Origin of the sequence: Mesorhizobium helmanticense (assembly GCF_003034915.1) — a bacterium.
Taxonomy (GTDB): Bacteria; Pseudomonadota; Alphaproteobacteria; order Rhizobiales; family Rhizobiaceae; genus Mesorhizobium; species Mesorhizobium helmanticense.
The window spans coordinates 1-15,504 of record NZ_PZJX01000057.1; the positions used below are offsets into that span (position 1 = coordinate 1).

Sequence of the window (15,504 nt, forward strand, 5' to 3'; positions counted from 1 at the left end):
TGGCAAGGCACAGGCGTTTCCAGCAGGCGCTCTGGACGCTTTATGCGGCGCCCGCCTATTCGGCGACGCTGGCGACGCCGGAAACGTTGCTCTGCCGCTGCGAGGAGGTCACTTTCGGCCAGATCGAGGAAGCGTTAGCCGAGGAGATGCAGCTCATCGGCGCGGTGAAGCGGCGCACGCGCGTCGGCATGGGGCGCTGCCAGGGGCGCTATTGCGCGCCGGTGCTCGATGCCTTGCTGGCCGAGCGCTTCGGCCGCGCCCGCGACGAGTTCACCGGTTTTGCGCCGCGCGTGCCGGTGAAGCCGGTGGCGATCGAAGATCTGGCGCGTCTGGGCTGATCGCAAATGACTGGCGCCGCGCATCCCCTCGTCGGCGACATCGACGTTGCCGTGATCGGCGGCGGCATCGTCGGCTCATGCCTTGCAGGCTTTCTGGCCGAGGACGGTGTCGGTGTCGCCTTGATCGATGACGGGCGCATCGGCGGCTCGAACGCCAATGCCGGCAGTCTTCATGTCCAGATGCAGAGCCGCTTCATGCGCCTCTACCCCCAGAACGTGCCGGGCATGGAGCGCCAGCTTCCGCTCTATCCCAAGGCGGTTGCCTTCTGGCAGGCCATGCAGGCGCGGCTCGGGGCGGATTTCGACCTGAAGATGACCGGCGGCCTGATGGTCGCGGAGAGCCGCGACCAGCTCGATTTCCTGAAGATCAAGGCGAGGCGCGAGCGCGAACTGGGGCTCGATGTCGATGTTCTCGATCGTGCGGAACTCGATCGCATCGCGCCCTATTTCGGACCCGATGTGGTCGGCGCCGAGATCTGCGCCAACGAGGGCAAGCTCAATCCGCTGCTCGCCAACGCCGCGATCCGCCGCTGGATCATCGAAAAGGGCGTCGTGCTGGTCGAGGGCGAGAGCGCCGGGCCGGTCAGGCGCGAGCGCCAAGGCTTCATCATCGAGACGGGAAATGGCCGGATAAAAGCCGGCCGCGTGGTGCTGGCGGCCGCTTCCGGCAGCAAGGCGCTGGCTGCGGGACTCGGCGTTGCGATCCCGGCGGAGCCCGAACCGCTGCACATGAACATCACCGAGGCAGCCGCGCCGCTGATCGGCCATCTCATCCAGCATGCCGACCGGATGATCACGCTCAAGCAGTTCGGCACGGGCCAGATCGTCATCGGCGGCGGCTGGCCGGCCCAGCTTGCCGGCGAGCGGCGGCATCCAACCGTCGAACTCGCCAGCCTGGTCGCCAATGCGACGCTGGCCCAGCACATCGTGCCGCGGATCGCGCCGCTCAGGATCATCCGCACCTGGGCCGGGATCAACACGTCCGTCGACGGCAAGGGCGTGCTCGGGCCGATCGGGCTTGTGCCTGGGCTGTTCGCGGCCATCCCCGGCGATGCCGGTTACACGCTCGGCCCGCTTTCGGCCAGGCTTGTCGCCGACATGATGCTCGGGCGCCAGCCGAACGAGGACGTGTCACCCTTTTCGCCCGACCGTTTCGAGGCCGCCTGACCCAGGTGGTTCCGCCTGGCTGCAGAATGCTCCAGACCAGCCTGTTGACACATACCGACTGTCTGGTATGTTTGTGGCATGTCGAGACCAACCAGACAGTCTCCTGAACGCGGCGGCGCGCGAAGCCGACTCCTCGAAGCAGCGCGCGATGTCATCCGTGCGAAGGGCTTTGCCGCCACCTCGGTTGACGACCTCTGTGGCGCGGCCGCCGTCACCAAGGGGGCATTTTTTCATCACTTCGGCAGCAAGGAGGCTCTCGGCGTCGCCGCGGCCGAGTTCTGGGCCGAGACGACATCAGGTTTTTTCGCGGCCGCGCCGTATCACGAACCGGTCGATGCCCTGCAGCGCGTTCTCGCCTATGTGGCTTTCCGCAAGGCGATCATCGTCGGCGAGTTGGCCCAGTTTACCTGCCTGGTCGGAACCATGGCGCAGGAGGTCTACGCAACCTCCCCCGACATTCGCGACGCCTGTGGCCGCAGCATGTTCGGCCATACGGCGACACTTGAGGCCGACATCGAGACCGCGCGGCGGGAGCGCGGCATTGCCGGCGACTGGACGGCCGAAAGCCTCGCACGGCACACGCAAGCCGTCATCCAGGGCGGGTTCGTCCTGGCCAAGGCAGGAAACGACCCCGGGCTGGCGCGGGAGAGCCTCGATCATCTGGACCGGTACATCCGGCACCTGTTTCACGTTACGGAGGAGGACGTAGATGAGCGGAACCACTGATATCGGATGCGCCTGCGGACGGACACGCTTCGAGGTGCAGGGAGGGCCGATCCTCGTGTCCGAATGTCTGTGTAACAGCTGCAGAGCTGCCGCTGATCGTCTGGCCACGCTGCCTGGCGCCAGGAATATCCTCAAATCCTATGGCGCGACGCCTTGCGCGGAGTATCGCAAGGATCGGATCCGCATCCTGTCCGGCGCTGAACATCTGCATGAATTCCGGCTGTCAGCCGATGCGGGTTCGCGCCGTGTCGTCGCAACATGCTGCAACACGCCAGTCTTCCTGGAATTGAAGGGCGCGCACTGGCTGAGTGTCTATCTGCACCTGTGGCCGGAGGCGGCGCGGCCGAAAGCCGAGATGCGAACGATGACTGGCGACCTGGCCGATGCTTCCAATCTGCCGAAGGACATCCCCAATCTGAAAAGCCATACGGTGTCCTTCTACGCGAAGCTTCTGGCAGCGTGGCTGGCCATGGGATTGCGCAATCCGAAGATCGAAGTGGCGGGGAAGATCGATGCCTGACGACAAGATCGAAATCGAGAACGTCAACGTTCCGGGACGGACCTATCGGGTCGATCGCGCGAAATACGGAGCGATGCGCGACGCGCTTCTGGCCGCCTTGCCGGGCGAGGCGCCGGGGCTGAAGTTGGCCGAAGCGAAAGAGGCGCTCCTGCCCCATCTTTCGGGCGACCTCTTTCCGCAAGGCAAGACGGCTGGATGGTGGCTTAAAGCCGTCCAGCTCGACCTCGAGGCAAAAGGCGTCATCAAACGCGCGCCGCGCAAGCCCGTTCATCTCTACAGGCGTGGAACGACCTGAAGTCGACGAGGCGCCGTGAGAGACCCGTGAACGCGCGGTTTCGAGCCCAATGCCCGACGATGCACCCATAATCAGAAACCGCTTCCCTTGAGATCAACGCCGGACAGAACCTGGTCGGCGGTCGACTTGGCACCAAACGTCTCGGTCGTTTGTATCCTTGATTGCCATGTGAGAGCCCGATCTCGGTTTTCGACACTCAGATCTGGAAGCCGCCGGCCACGTCGATGACGCCGCCGCCAATGTAGCCGGCGTCCGGACCTGCGAGGAAGCAAACGGTCGCCGCCACCTCTTCCAGGGTTGCGATCCGGCGGATTGCGTGAAGATCCATAATCGCCTCGGGCAACTTGTCGGCTACGGCCGACGCCATGTCGGTCGGCATAATGCCCGGCTGCACGACGGATACGGTGATGGCGCGCAGGCCGAGGTCACGCTGGACGCCCTTGGCGTACCCGGCGATTGCCGCCTTGGTGCCCGCATAGTCCGCCACGCCCGGGAACGGGACACGGCTGCCGAGGCCGGAGCCGATGAAGATGATCCGGCCGCCATCCGACAGCGCCGGCGCTGCCGCGCGCGTGGTTGCCACTACACCCATGACGTTGATCTGCCACTGGCGATCGAGATTGACCGTGTCGAGATCGGGATCGTCGACGGTCTTGCCCTGCACGGCGATCGCAGCGTTGTTGACGAGGATGTCGAGCCTGCCGAAGTGCGCCACCAAATTGTCGACCAGCGGTTTGGCCGCGGCCGTGTCGGCCTGGTCGCTCTGGAACGCGAGAGCTCGGACGCCCTTCGCCTTGAGCTTCTCGACCACGGCTTGCGCCTTCTTAGCCGACGCGACGTAGCTGATCGCAACGTCCGCACCCTGGTCGCCAAGTGCCTCAGCAATAGCAGCGCCGAGCCCGCGCGAGCCGCCGGTGACGAGGGCGACCTTGCCCTTCAATATGTTCGACATGTGAACCCTTTCTATGCGCCATTGGAGGGCCGCCCGATGTTGGCGAGCCATAACGGTTAACGTAATGACCATTACGATAACGATTGGTATGAAATGTAGACATGGGCTGTCAAGTGGTTTAGTAATGGCCATTATGAAAAAGGCTGGGTTGCGCTGATGGGGCGCCATCGCGAATTTGACGTGGAGAAAGCGCTCGACGCCGCGCTATGCGTTTTCTGGCGTAAAGGTTACGAGGGTGCTTCCTACGCTGACCTGACCGAGGCTGCCGGCGTAGAGAGGCCTGCCCTCTATTCCGCATTTGGCAACAAGGAAGCGCTCTTCCGCCGCGCCCTGGATCGCTACTACGAGCGATACATGGACTTCATCCCGGAGGCGCTTCAGCTGCCGACAGCGCGGGAAGTTGCTGCGCACATCCTGTACAGTGCGGCCGACCTCCATACGCGTTACCCCAGCCATACCGGGTGCCTCGGTATCAACGGGGTGCTGGCGGGATCGGATGAAGCGGAACCTGTGAGACAAGCGTTGATAGATGCCCGCGCGGCCGGTGAAGCGCAGCTTCGTGAACGCTTCGAACGGGCCAAAGCCGAGGGCGACTTGCCAGGGACCGCCAACCCTGATGCCCTTGCGGCATTCGTTATGGCTGTCTCTCACGGCATGGCGGTGCAGGGCAAAGCCGGCTTTAGCCGCGGCAGGCTGGAGGCTGTTGCCGAGCAAGCGCTTTCGACGTGGCCCTCAGATCGAACTCCGGAACTTCACCCTGAACCTTAGATCTGCAAGGCCCGGGTGATGTTGTTGGAGGCTTCCAGCGCTTCGGCCAGCACACGGGTGCGCATATCCTCGGGCGTGATGCGCATGCTCGGGCAGCAGACATTGAGGGCGGCGACGATCTTGCCCTGCCCGTCGCGGATCGGCACCGAGAGCGAGCGCAGACCGACCTCCAGTTCCTGGTCGACGATCGACCAGCCCTGAAGCCGGACCTCGTCGATCAGGCTGCGCAACTGGACCTTCGAGGTGATGGTGTTGGGCGTGAATTTGGTCAGCGTCATCTCGTCGAGATATTGATGCAGAAGGTCGGGCGGCAGCGCGGAGAGCAGCACCCGCCCGGTCGACACGCAATGCGCCGGCACACGGCTGCCGATGTTGATGCCGACGCTGACGCGCTGGTTGGAGGTGGCGCGCGCGACATAGATCACCGAATCATGATCGAGCACGGCGGCAAAGCAGGATTCCTGCAGCCGCTCCGAAAGCGCGTTCATGATCGGCTGCGCCACGTCCCAGATGTCCATCGAGGACAGCGCGGAAAAGCCGAGCTCGAGGATCTTCGGGCGCAGGTTGAAATGCTTGCCATTGGTCTCGACATAGCCTTCCCGCACCAGGGTCAGCAGAAACCTGCGGACGGTGGCGCGGGTCATGCCCGTCGCCTGCGCGACTTCGCTGAGCGTCATCTTGGGCGTCCGCCGCGAAAAGACCTTGATCACCTCGAGGCCGCGGGCCAGCGAGTTAACATGGTCGCGGTCGTTGAGATCGGCGGGGGCGTCGGCAAAGCCGGCAGGTTCGTCCCGTGCCAGAAGATCGTCGTTCACGTCGGAGGCGCTCATCAGTTCATATCACCCAGACATAGATATTTAAGCTCGAGGAATTCTTCAATTCCGTGCCGGGATCCCTCGCGACCGATGCCCGACGCCTTGACGCCCCCGAAGGGCGCGCCCTCATATGCAGTAATTCCGGCGTTGATGCCAACAATACCGAATTCGAGCGCTTCACCCACACGCCAAGCGCGTGCCAGATCGCGCGTGAAGAAGTAGGCAGCAAGCCCGAATTCGGTATCGTTTGCCAGAGCTATTACTTCCTTTTCCTCAGCAAAGTGGAAGATCGGCGCGACCGGACCGAATGTTTCTTCACGCGAGATGCGCATTTGCGGCGTTGCGTCGGCGAGAATTGTCGGCTCGTAGAAATTGCCGCCGAGCCGGTGACGCTTGCCGCCGGTGACGATGCGGGCACCCTTGGCGAGAGCATCCGTGACATGGTCCTCGACCTTGGCGACGGCCGCGTCGTCGATCAGCGGGCCCTGCTCGATGCCTTGCTCCATGCCGTCGCCGATCTTGAGGGCGGCGACCACCTCGGCGAAACGTTCGACAAAGGCGTCATAGATGCCGTCCTGGACATAGATCCGGTTGGCGCAGACGCAGGTCTGGCCGGCATTGCGGAATTTCGAGGCGAGCGCCCCCTGCACCGCCGTCTCCAGCGAGGCGTCGTCGAACACGATCAGCGGCGCGTTGCCGCCCAGTTCCAACGAGACCTTCTTGATGGTGCCGGCGGCCTTGGCCATCAATTCGCGGCCGACTTCAGTGGAACCGGTGAAGGTTATCTTGCGCACGATGGGGCTGGTGACGAGCTCCTCGCCGACGACCGAGGCGGCGCCAGTGATGACGCTGAAGACACCGGCCGGCAGCCCGGCCCGCTCGGCCAGCACGGCCAGCGCAAGCGCCGAGAACGGCGTGGCGCTTGCCGGCTTCAGCACCATGGTGCAGCCGGCGGCGATGGCAGGTCCGGCCTTGCGCGGGATCATGGCCATCGGGAAATTCCACGGCGTGATCGCCGCGCAGACGCCGATCGGCTGGCGGATGGCCATCATGCGCTTGTCGGCGGTGGGAGCCGGAAAGACCTCTCCGGCGACGCGCTTGGCCTCCTCGGCGAACCATTCGAAGAAGGCAGCGCCATAGAGGATCTCGCCGCGCGCCTCGAGGAAGGGCTTGCCCTGTTCGGCGGTGAGGATGCGCGCCAGATCGTCGGCATTGGCGACGATCAGGTCATACCAGCGGCGCAGGACGGCGGCGCGCTCCTTGGCGGGGCGGGCAGACCAGGCCGGAAGTGCTGCCTGCGCGGCAACGATCGCCGCCCTTGTCGCCTCGCGGCTTGCCTTGGGCACCGAGCCGACCGCCGCGCCGGTCGCGGGATTGGTCACAAGGATCGAGCCCTCGCCTTCCGTCTCCCAACGGCCGTTGGTGAAATAGGCCTGACGAAGAAGCGACGGATCCTGAAGTGCATGCATGTCCATTTCCTTGGCGGGTGCGAAACGCCGGGCACGGTATCTCGCGAAATTTTGTTTGTCACCGCTGGCGAACAAATGTTCGCAAAATTCATCGACTTGCCCCTGCAGGCTGTCTCGCTCCGATCGCAGCCTGAGCGACGGGCAGGAAAGAAGCGTGCGCTCAAATGACGATGGCGCCCGATTTTTCCAGTTTTCCGCTTGCCAAGTTTGGAAAACGAGTGTCACAATAGCGGACATGCGTGCGCATAGCGAATGAAATGACCGCGCTCCAACAAGAGGGGAATACAATGGATTCGAACAGTATCTGGCTCCGCAGAACGCTCATGTCCGGCATTTCACGCCGCTCGGTCCTCCAGGGCCTGGGCACGGCAGGTCTGGCGGCGGGCTTGTCGCTGCCGCTGGCGGGCCGCGCCCGAGCCGCCGATCCGGTCACGCTGCGCTGGTGGTCGCCGCAGGCTTCGCCCGACCAGCTCAAAATGTACCAGACGCAGATCGCCACATTCGAGGCCGCTCATCCCGGCGTGAAGATCGCCTTCGAACCGACCTCGGACGAGGGCTACCCGGCCCAGCTCGCGGCGGCTTTCGCCTCCAAGCAGCTGCCCAACATCGTCACACACCTGCCCTCCTTCGCCGCGCAGAACTATTACGGACAGGGGCTGCTCGAGCCGATGGACGACGTCATCAAGGCGATCGGCGAGGACAAGTATTTTCCGGGCGCCAACGACGTCTACAAGACCGCCGACGGCCATTATTGCGGCACGGCGATCGGCAACACGGCCGCCGACATGCTGTGGCTGCGCAAGGACCTGATGCAGAAGGCCGGCGTCGACAAGGCGCCCACGACCTGGGACGAGTTGCGCACCGCCTGCCAGAAGATGCAGGGCGGCGGCATTTTCGGAGCGCCGCTGCCCTACGGCCTCAACTCGATGACCTCGCTGATCTTCATCGGCTTCATCCACCGTGCCGGCGGGCAGATCTTCTCGCCCGATCTTGCCGTGGCGATCGACAGCCAGCCGACCTATGACGCGCTCGAATTCTACAAGTCGATGCGCGAATTCTGCCCGCCGGGCGCAACCAACTACAGCTGGGGCGAAAGCCTGACCGCCTTCGTCTCGGGCGCCACGGCGACGGGCATCTATGCCGGACGCGTGCTGGCCAATGTCACCAGCCAGAATCCCGGCATCGCCGACAGCGTCACCTGCGCGACCTATCCGACCATCTCCAAGGATGTGGCAAGCTGGACCTTCAACGACTTCCCCTCGGTGTTCATCCCCAAGGACATCGCCAACATGGCCGAAACCAAGGCCTTCGCGGCCTTCCTGTTCGAGCCGAAGGGCTATATCCCGCAGCTTCTCGCGGCGCCGGGCCATGTGCTGCCGGTGCTCAAGACCATCGCCGAGGATCCGACCTACCTCGCCGATCCGATCATCCAGAAATACAAGGCCGAAGTGACCCTGATGGCGGGTGCGGCCGCGGCCGGCAAGAACCTTGGCTACGAGACCGACAAGCACAAGCCGAACCTCAAGGCGAACGAGATCATCGCCTCCAACGTCATCGCCGAACTGGTGCAGCGCGTCGTCCTCAACGACGAGGACGCCAAGGCGACCGTCGGCGACATCGCCAAGAAGCTCGAAGGCCTGATGAAGGCCTAATCCCTGACGACAGGCGGGCGGGTGGCAGCGGCGCCGGCCGCTGCCACCCGCCTCCTCATTCCGGAACCGCCATGACGATTTCCGCAAGCCAGCACCGGACGCGAAATCCGCTCGAGCGGCGTTATGCGCTGCTCGGCGTGCTGTTGATTGCGCCGACCGTGCTCATCCTGTGCGCGGTGATCGTCTACCCGCTCATCTCGGCGATCTATCTGTCGCTGTTTTCGATCTACACGCCGACGCTGAAGGGAAGCTGGGTCGGCCTCGGCAATTATGCGCAGGTGTTCGGATCGTCCGGGTTCTGGGGCGCGCTCGGCACCACCGTCACCTGGACCGTCGGCACGCTCTTCCTGCAGATCGTCTTCGGCGTGGCGATGGCCCTGCTGCTCAACCAGAACATCCTGTTTCGATCGCTTGCCCGCAGCCTGGTGCTGTTTCCCTATTTCGTCTCGACGGTCGTGGCCGTGCTGATCTGGCGCTGGCTGTTCAACGATCTCTACGGCATCCTCAGCCATCTGCTGATCCAGTTCGGCGTCGTCGACATGCCGGTCGACTGGCTGGGCAAGATGCCGAACGCCATGGCAAGCGTGATCTTCGTCGGCGCCTGGAAATTCTTCCCCTTCGTCGTCATCGCCGTGCTGGCGCGGCTGCAGACCATCCCCGAGCAGCTCTACGAGGCCGCCACGATCGACGGCGCCGGCGTGTTCGGACGGTTCTTCGACGTGACCCTGCCGCAACTCAAGGAGGTGCTGACGATCGTCATCCTTTTGCGCACCATCTGGGACTTCAAGGAATTCGACCTGATCTACCTCTTGACCGGAGGCGGACCGGTCAACAACACGCGGACCTTGCCGCTGATCGTCTACCAGCAGGCGTTCGGCCTCAACCAGATGGGCATAGCGGCGACCTATGCGGTGGCGATGATGCTGGTGATGCTCGCCTTCATGCTGATCTATCTCTACCGGGCGCGGAGGCAGGCACCATGATGCCAGCCAGGCGTTCGACGACGATGCTCGCCAATCTGGTGACCTGGGGCCTCGTCCTGCTCATCTCCTTCCCGCTGATCTGGATGGTGGTGACCTCGGTGCGGCCGCAGACCGAGCTTTTCCAGATCCCGCCGACGGTCATCCCGCGCGCCATCACCTTCGAGCACTATATCAAGCTGCTCCAGGAAACGCCGTTTCTGCGCTACTTCATGAACTCGATGATACTGGCGACATCGACGACGATCGTCGTCATCGTCGTCGGCACGCTCGGCGCCTACAGCCTGGTGCGCTTCTCCTATCGCGGCCGCGAGACGCTGGCGGCGCTGGTGCTGTTCACCTATCTCTTGCCATCGGTCGTGCTGATCATCCCGCTCTATCTGATGATGGTGAAGCTGGGACTGGCCAACACGCTGACCAGCCTGGTGATCGCCTATACGACCTTTGCGCTGCCCTACGCACTGTGGCTGCTGCGCTCGTTCATGGCGGGCGTGCCGGAGGATCTCGAATCCGCCGCCCTGGTGGACGGCGCCAGCCGCATCGGCGCGTTCATCGACGTGATCCTGCCCCAGGCGCTGCCGGGCATTATCTCGACGGCGCTGTTCACCTTCATCCTGGCCTGGAACGAATATCTCTACGCGCTGGTGATGGTGAATTCCGACCAGGCCCGGCCGCTGACGACCGGGGTGATGAACATGCTCATCACCTCCTTCAACATCGAATGGTCGCTGCTGATGGCGGCCTCGGTGATGATGAGCATCCCGCTCATCATCATCTTCGCATTCCTGCAGAGCTACCTCACCCGCGGCTTCGGCGCCGGCGGCGTGAAGGGCTGACCGCCCGAAGGAGATTTTCCAGTTGGTCACAGTGACGTTCGACAAGGTGCGCAAGGCGTTTGGCGAGGCGGTGGCGATCCCCAGCCTCGACCTGGCAATAGCGTCCGGCGAATTCGTGTCCCTGCTCGGCCCCTCCGGCTGCGGCAAGACCACGACGCTGCGCATGCTGGCCGGGCTGGAGCAGCCGACCGCCGGCGAGATCATGATCGGCGAGCGCACCGTCAACAATCTGGCCCCGAGCGAGCGCGACATCGCCATGGTGTTCCAGTCCTATGCGCTCTATCCGCATATGAGCGTGCGCGAGAACATCGCCTATCCGCTTAGGAAGCGCGGCGTGCCGAAAGCGGACCGTCCGGCGATGGTCCAGGCGGCGGCTGATCTGCTGCAACTGGGTCCATTGCTCGATCGCAAGCCTCGGCAGCTTTCCGGCGGCCAGCAGCAGCGGGTGGCGCTTGGCCGGGCGCTGGTGCGCGAGCCGAAAGTGTTCCTGCTCGACGAGCCGCTCTCCAATCTCGACGCAAAACTGCGCGCCCATATGCGGGCGGAACTGATCGAACTGCACCGCCGGCTTGGCAAGACCATGGTCTATGTCACCCACGACCAGCTCGAAGCCATGACGATGTCGACGCGCATCGCGGTGATGCAGGGCGGCGAGCTGCAGCAATTCGCGACGCCGGCCGAGATCTACCACAGGCCCGCCAACACCTTCGTCGCCGGCTTCATCGGCACGCCGTCGATGACGCTGGCCGATGGCGAGATCACCATGGACCAAGGACGGCCAGTGCTGAAGCTCGGCACGCTGTCGCTGGAGCTGCCTGCCGATCATCTAAGCGAACGGCCAGAAGGAACAAGGCGCGTCACCGTTGCCGTGCGGCCCGAAGACATCCTCGTCGGCACGGGGAGCTTCCGGGCCAATGTGCGCCTGGTCGAGCCGACGGGGCATGAATCCATCGTGCTGGTCAATGCCGGCGATGTCGGCTTCACCGTTCGCGTGGCCGGCGACACGGTGCTGAAGGCCGGCGAGACGATCCCGCTCGATCTGCGGCGCGAGCGCATTCACGTCTTCGACCGCGAAAGCGGGCGCCGGCTCAATGCCGATCTGGCCGCGGCGACGGCCGACCCCGTCCGCTCTCGCGCCTAGTACCCTTTGGAGAAGAAGACCGCATGAACACTGTGTTGCGCAACACGCCCGATCTCGAAACGCTCGACAAGCGCTATCTCTTTCATCCGTTCACCGCGCTTGCCGACCATGAGCGCAACGGACCGATGATCATTGTGAAGGGCGAAGGGGTCTGGCTCGAGGATAATAACGGCAAGCGCTACATCGACGGCATGGCCGGCCTGTGGTGCGTCAATGTCGGTTATGGCCGCAAGGAGATCGCCGACGCGATCCAGCACCAGGCGGTGACGCTGCCCTATTTCCATTCCTTCTCGTCCTGGACGACCGATACGCCGATCCTGCTCGCCGAAAGGCTGATCGAGATGGCTCCGGTGCCTATGTCAAAGGTCTTCTTCGGCCAGTCGGGCTCCGACGCCAACGACACCCAGGTCAAGCTCGTCTGGTACTACAACAACGCCCGCGGCAAGCCACTGAAGAAGAAGATCATCGCGCGCAATCGCGGCTATCACGGCGTGACGGTGGTGGCGGGCAGCCTGACGGGGATGCCTTCGCTGCATTCCGGTTTCGACCTGCCGCTTTCCTTCGTGCGGCATACGACGGCCCCCTATCGCCTGTGGGAAGCCGAACCCGGCATGTCGGACGAGGCCTTCACCGCCAAGCTCGCCAAGGACCTCGAGGATCTGATCGTTGCCGAGGGACCGGACACGGTCGGCGCCGTGATCATGGAGCCGGTGATGGGGGCGGGCGGCGTGATCGTGCCGCCAAAGGGCTATTACAAGGCGATCCGGGCGGTGCTCGACAGGCATGACGTGCTTTTGATCGCCGACGAGGTGATCTCCGGCTTCGGCCGGCTCGGCACCATGTTCGGCGCGACGGCCATGGAGATGCAGCCGGACCTGATCACGGTGGCCAAGGGCATCACCTCAGCCTATGTGCCGCTGTCGGGCTGCATGGTCTCGGAGAAGGTCTGGCGCGGCATCGTCGACGGCCAGGCGACGCTGGGCGCCTTCGGTCACGGCTATACCTATTCCGCCCATCCGCTGGCGGCGGCCGCCGCGCTCGCCAATCTCGACATCATCGAAAAAGACGGACTGGTCGCGCAGGCAGCAGACCGTGGCGCCTTCATGCACCGGCAGCTTCAACGGGCCTTTGCCGACCATCCGCTGGTCGGCGAGATCAGGGGCATGGGCCTGGTCGGCGCGATCGAATTCGTCGCCAAAAAGCAGCCGGCGACGCGGTTCGAGCCGTCGCTGAAGATCGCCGGCCGCATCGTCAAGGCGGCGCTGGCGCACGGCCTCATCACCCGCGCTTTGCCGCATGCCGACACGATCTCGTTCTCACCGCCCTTCGTCATTTCGGAAGACGAGATCACGCAGATGGTGTCCCGCGCCCGCGAGGCGGTGGACGCGGTGATGGACGAGCTGGTGCGCGAAAAGATCTGGTCGGCCTGAGGCCGCAACCGCAACATACGAGGAATAGACTTCATGGACAGGACGAGTGTCGACTGGACCGGGCCGATGCCGGCGATCACCACCCCATTTCACGACGATGGCCGCATCGACGAGGCTGAGTTCGCCGCCAATATCGAGCGGCTGATGAAGGATGGCGCGACCGGCGTCGTCGCCGGCGGCTGCACCGGTGAGTTCTGGGCGCTGAGCCATGACGAGCGCAAGCGCCTATATGAGGTCTCGAAAGAAGCGATGGCCGGCCGCGGCACGCTTATCGTCGGCACCGGCGCGGTGACCGTCGACGAGGCGGTGGCGCTCAGCCGCCATGCCGAGAAGGTGGGGTGCGACGGCGCGCTCATCCTGCCGCCCTATTTCGTCAAGCTTTCGGACGACGAGATCTTCGCCCACTATGCCGACGTAACGGCGGCCATCGGCCTGCCGGTGGTGCTCTACAACATTCCGGGCAATGCGGTGAACGCGCTGACGCCGGCGCTGGTCTCAAGGCTTGCCGATCTCGACCGTGTCGTAGCGGTCAAGGAAAGCTCGGGCGACTGGAACAACTACTACGGCACCAGCCTTGCGGTGCGTGAACGGCTGCGGGTGTTTTGCGGCCCTTCCTCGGTGTTCGGCGTTCCGGCGGTGGACCTCGGCGCCGACGGCACCATCGACTGTTTCCCCAATGTCTGGTCACCGGGCGGGCTCGATCTCTATTTCGCGCCCAAAAGCGGCAACCGCGCCGAGGCCGAACGCGTGCAGGCGCTCGGGCGCCGGCTTACCGATCTCTTCACCAGCGGCGGTCGCACGCTCTACCCGGCGACGAAGGCGGCGATGGACATGCTGGGGCTCCCCGGCGGCGGCAAACCGCGGGCGCCGCTCAGGGCGCTCGCCGGCGAGCCGCTGAAGGGTCTCGAACGCGGCTTGAAAGATCTCGGCCTGCTGTGAGGCAGCCGCAACCAATAGCGATTTATCCGATGAGAGGGTCACGACCATGAAAGAGAAGACTTCCGGCCAGGCACCGCAGCTCACGCCGATCGACTACAAGGTGAAGTTCGGCGAATTCATCGGCATCGGCCCTAACGGCCATCTGTTCGTCGACGGCTGCGACGTGCAGGAGCTGGCCGAGACATTCGGCACGCCGCTCTACATCATCTCGGAGAACCAGCTCCGCTACACCTATCGTGCCTTCCGCGATGCGTTCCGCCGGCACTATCCCGATGTCGAGATCCTGTTCGCCAACAAGTCGAACAACGGCCTCGCCATCCGCCACATCATGAACCAGGAAGGTGCGGGCGGCGACTGTTTCGGGGCGCAGGAAATGTACATGGCGCTGCTTGCGGGCACCGATGCCAGGACGCTCGTGCTCAACGGCTCGAACAAGCAGGACGAGGAGCTCGAAATGGCGATCGCCAACGGGCTTTGCGTCAACATCGACGCCATGGACGAGCTCGACCGCATTGCGGCAATAGCCGACCAGCTTGGCGTCGATGTCGATGTCGGCATCCGCCTCAAGCTCGACCTCGAACCGCTGCGCGAACGCAAGGGCGTCGCCATGCACGGGCCGGGCACGCTGAAGCAGCAGAGCGACTCGACCAAATGGGGCATGACGCGCGAGCAGACCGCCGAGATCGTCAAGCGCGCCCTGACCATGCCGAGGATCAAGCTCAAGGAGACGCATTTCCATCTCAGCCGGATGTCGAACGACGCCGCCGATTTCGCCGTCATGGCGAAGGAGATGATCACCTGGTCGGGCTATCTGCGCGACAAGACCGGCTGGACGCCGCCCTGCATCGATATCGGCGGCGGCTGGACCTTCGGAAAATGGTACGGCACCGGCCCGAACAGCCAGCTCGACGACGCCAGCGCGCCGACGGCCGAAGATTATGCGCGGCTCTGCGCGGCGGCGATCAAGGAGGAAGCGGCCCGGCTCGGCCTGCCGCTGCCCAAACTGCGCCTCGAACCCGGCCGCGCCCTGTCGGGTCCCTCGGGCGTGGCGGTCGGCCGCGTCGGCGCAGTGAAGACCGGCGCCACCAAGAAGTGGGTGAACCTCGACCTTTCGACCAACCATCTTTCCTGGTCGGCGGTGCTCGATTGGTACTATCACGCCGTCGCGGTGGCCAATGCCGAGGCCGAGGGCACGGAGGTGGTCGACCTGGTCGGGCCGCTCTGCAATTCCGACGAGGTTGGCTCGCACCGCAAGATGCCGGCGCTGCAGCGCGGCGACTATGTCGCGTTTCTCGATGCCGGCGGCTACACCGAATCCTCCGCCGCCCGCTACAACGCCCAGCTTCTGCCGGCAACGGTGCTGGTTGCCGGCGACAAGGCGGAAATCACCACGGAACGCGAGCAGCTCCGGGACGTCATGGGGCGCTTTCGCGTGCCGCCGCGGCTGCTCGCCGGCTCATTCACGCGCAGCTAAGG

16 protein-coding genes are annotated in these 15,504 nt (G+C 64.3%); 13 read left to right on the forward strand and 3 right to left on the reverse strand.

Features of this window, described 5'->3' with window-relative positions:
- The 5 genes from C9427_RS29230 to C9427_RS29250 form a co-directional block, all read left to right on the forward strand.
- On the forward strand, positions 1–338 hold a 338-nt coding region (locus tag C9427_RS29230), incomplete at its 5' end, for a (2Fe-2S)-binding protein (RefSeq protein ID WP_208636437.1).
- Positions 339–344: 6 nt separating this feature from the next.
- Positions 345–1,505 (forward strand): NAD(P)/FAD-dependent oxidoreductase, encoded by a 1,161-nt coding sequence (locus C9427_RS29235; RefSeq protein ID WP_107652508.1) that lies wholly within the window; start codon positions 345–347, stop codon positions 1,503–1,505.
- 78 nt (positions 1,506–1,583) lie between these two features.
- A complete protein-coding gene (locus tag C9427_RS29240; RefSeq protein WP_107652509.1) occupies positions 1,584–2,231 on the forward strand; it encodes a TetR/AcrR family transcriptional regulator in 648 nt (215 codons plus the stop codon).
- Complete coding sequence (locus C9427_RS29245; RefSeq protein ID WP_107652510.1) at positions 2,215–2,751, forward strand: GFA family protein; 537 nt, start codon at positions 2,215–2,217, stop codon at positions 2,749–2,751. The genes C9427_RS29240 and C9427_RS29245 overlap by 17 nt, the downstream gene beginning before the upstream one ends.
- A complete protein-coding gene (locus C9427_RS29250) occupies positions 2,744–3,046 on the forward strand; it encodes a DUF6958 family protein (protein WP_107652511.1) in 303 nt (100 codons plus the stop codon). The genes C9427_RS29245 and C9427_RS29250 overlap by 8 nt, the downstream gene beginning before the upstream one ends.
- Positions 3,047–3,242: 196 nt before the next feature.
- On the opposite strand, the gene C9427_RS29260 is transcribed toward C9427_RS29250, so the two are convergent.
- Positions 3,243–3,998, reverse strand: a complete 756-nt coding sequence (locus C9427_RS29260; RefSeq protein ID WP_107652512.1) for an SDR family NAD(P)-dependent oxidoreductase — start codon at positions 3,996–3,998, stop codon at positions 3,243–3,245.
- A 156-nt stretch (positions 3,999–4,154) separates the two neighbouring features.
- Here C9427_RS29260 and C9427_RS29265 point away from each other — a divergent pair, with 156 nt between their 5' ends.
- A complete protein-coding gene (locus C9427_RS29265) occupies positions 4,155–4,766 on the forward strand; it encodes a TetR/AcrR family transcriptional regulator (RefSeq protein ID WP_107652513.1) in 612 nt (203 codons plus the stop codon).
- Here C9427_RS29265 and C9427_RS29270 read toward each other — a convergent pair.
- On the reverse strand, positions 4,763–5,596 hold the full coding sequence (locus C9427_RS29270) for an IclR family transcriptional regulator domain-containing protein (protein WP_097575089.1): 834 nt from the start codon (positions 5,594–5,596) through the stop codon (positions 4,763–4,765). The genes C9427_RS29265 and C9427_RS29270 overlap by 4 nt on opposite strands.
- A complete protein-coding gene (locus C9427_RS29275; RefSeq protein ID WP_107652600.1) occupies positions 5,596–7,050 on the reverse strand; it encodes an NAD-dependent succinate-semialdehyde dehydrogenase in 1,455 nt (484 codons plus the stop codon). Before C9427_RS29275 ends, C9427_RS29270 begins: the two co-directional genes overlap by 1 nt.
- Before the next feature lie 323 nt (positions 7,051–7,373).
- Between C9427_RS29275 and C9427_RS29280 the strand changes: the two genes are divergently transcribed.
- The 7 genes from C9427_RS29280 to C9427_RS29310 all read left to right on the forward strand — a co-directional run bounded on the left by C9427_RS29280 (position 7,374) and on the right by C9427_RS29310 (position 15,502).
- The gene (locus tag C9427_RS29280) at positions 7,374–8,702 is read left to right on the forward strand and encodes an ABC transporter substrate-binding protein (RefSeq protein ID WP_167434535.1); all 1,329 of its coding nucleotides are present in this window, start codon (positions 7,374–7,376) and stop codon (positions 8,700–8,702) included.
- Between the two features lie 71 nt (positions 8,703–8,773).
- Positions 8,774–9,685, forward strand: a complete 912-nt coding sequence (locus C9427_RS29285) for a carbohydrate ABC transporter permease (protein ID WP_107652515.1) — start codon at positions 8,774–8,776, stop codon at positions 9,683–9,685.
- Positions 9,682–10,518, forward strand: coding sequence for a carbohydrate ABC transporter permease (locus tag C9427_RS29290; RefSeq protein ID WP_107652516.1), 837 nt, complete (start codon positions 9,682–9,684; stop codon positions 10,516–10,518). Before C9427_RS29285 ends, C9427_RS29290 begins: the two co-directional genes overlap by 4 nt.
- 31 nt (positions 10,519–10,549) lie before the next feature.
- Positions 10,550–11,659, forward strand: coding sequence for an ABC transporter ATP-binding protein (locus tag C9427_RS29295; RefSeq protein WP_342587269.1), 1,110 nt, complete (start codon positions 10,550–10,552; stop codon positions 11,657–11,659).
- A gap of 23 nt (positions 11,660–11,682) precedes the next feature.
- Positions 11,683–13,089: an aminotransferase gene (locus C9427_RS29300; RefSeq protein ID WP_107652518.1), complete on the forward strand. Its 1,407-nt coding sequence runs from the start codon at positions 11,683–11,685 to the stop codon at positions 13,087–13,089.
- Between the two features lie 33 nt (positions 13,090–13,122).
- The gene (locus C9427_RS29305) at positions 13,123–14,028 is read left to right on the forward strand and encodes a dihydrodipicolinate synthase family protein (RefSeq protein WP_107652519.1); all 906 of its coding nucleotides are present in this window, start codon (positions 13,123–13,125) and stop codon (positions 14,026–14,028) included.
- Positions 14,029–14,074: 46 nt separating this feature from the next.
- On the forward strand, positions 14,075–15,502 hold the full coding sequence (locus C9427_RS29310) for a diaminopimelate decarboxylase family protein (protein ID WP_107652520.1): 1,428 nt from the start codon (positions 14,075–14,077) through the stop codon (positions 15,500–15,502).
- The last annotated feature ends 2 nt before the right edge of the window (positions 15,503–15,504 follow it).

Bases quoted from the DNA above. Each gene is read 5' to 3' on its own strand.
- C9427_RS29235 (WP_107652508.1), top strand. From the start codon at position 345: ATGACTGGCGCCGCGCATCCCCTCGTCGGCGACATCGACGTTGCCGTG.
- C9427_RS29240 (WP_107652509.1), top strand. From the start codon at position 1,584: ATGTCGAGACCAACCAGACAGTCTCCTGAACGCGGCGGCGCGCGAAGC.
- C9427_RS29245 (WP_107652510.1), top strand. From the start codon at position 2,215: ATGAGCGGAACCACTGATATCGGATGCGCCTGCGGACGGACACGCTTC.
- C9427_RS29250 (WP_107652511.1), top strand. From the start codon at position 2,744: ATGCCTGACGACAAGATCGAAATCGAGAACGTCAACGTTCCGGGACGG.
- C9427_RS29260 (WP_107652512.1), bottom strand. From the start codon at position 3,998: ATGTCGAACATATTGAAGGGCAAGGTCGCCCTCGTCACCGGCGGCTCG.
- C9427_RS29265 (WP_107652513.1), top strand. From the start codon at position 4,155: ATGGGGCGCCATCGCGAATTTGACGTGGAGAAAGCGCTCGACGCCGCG.
- C9427_RS29270 (WP_097575089.1), bottom strand. From the start codon at position 5,596: ATGAGCGCCTCCGACGTGAACGACGATCTTCTGGCACGGGACGAACCT.
- C9427_RS29275 (WP_107652600.1), bottom strand. From the start codon at position 7,050: ATGCATGCACTTCAGGATCCGTCGCTTCTTCGTCAGGCCTATTTCACC.
- C9427_RS29280 (WP_167434535.1), top strand. From the start codon at position 7,374: ATGTCCGGCATTTCACGCCGCTCGGTCCTCCAGGGCCTGGGCACGGCA.
- C9427_RS29285 (WP_107652515.1), top strand. From the start codon at position 8,774: ATGACGATTTCCGCAAGCCAGCACCGGACGCGAAATCCGCTCGAGCGG.
- C9427_RS29290 (WP_107652516.1), top strand. From the start codon at position 9,682: ATGATGCCAGCCAGGCGTTCGACGACGATGCTCGCCAATCTGGTGACC.
- C9427_RS29300 (WP_107652518.1), top strand. From the start codon at position 11,683: ATGAACACTGTGTTGCGCAACACGCCCGATCTCGAAACGCTCGACAAG.
- C9427_RS29305 (WP_107652519.1), top strand. From the start codon at position 13,123: ATGGACAGGACGAGTGTCGACTGGACCGGGCCGATGCCGGCGATCACC.
- C9427_RS29310 (WP_107652520.1), top strand. From the start codon at position 14,075: ATGAAAGAGAAGACTTCCGGCCAGGCACCGCAGCTCACGCCGATCGAC.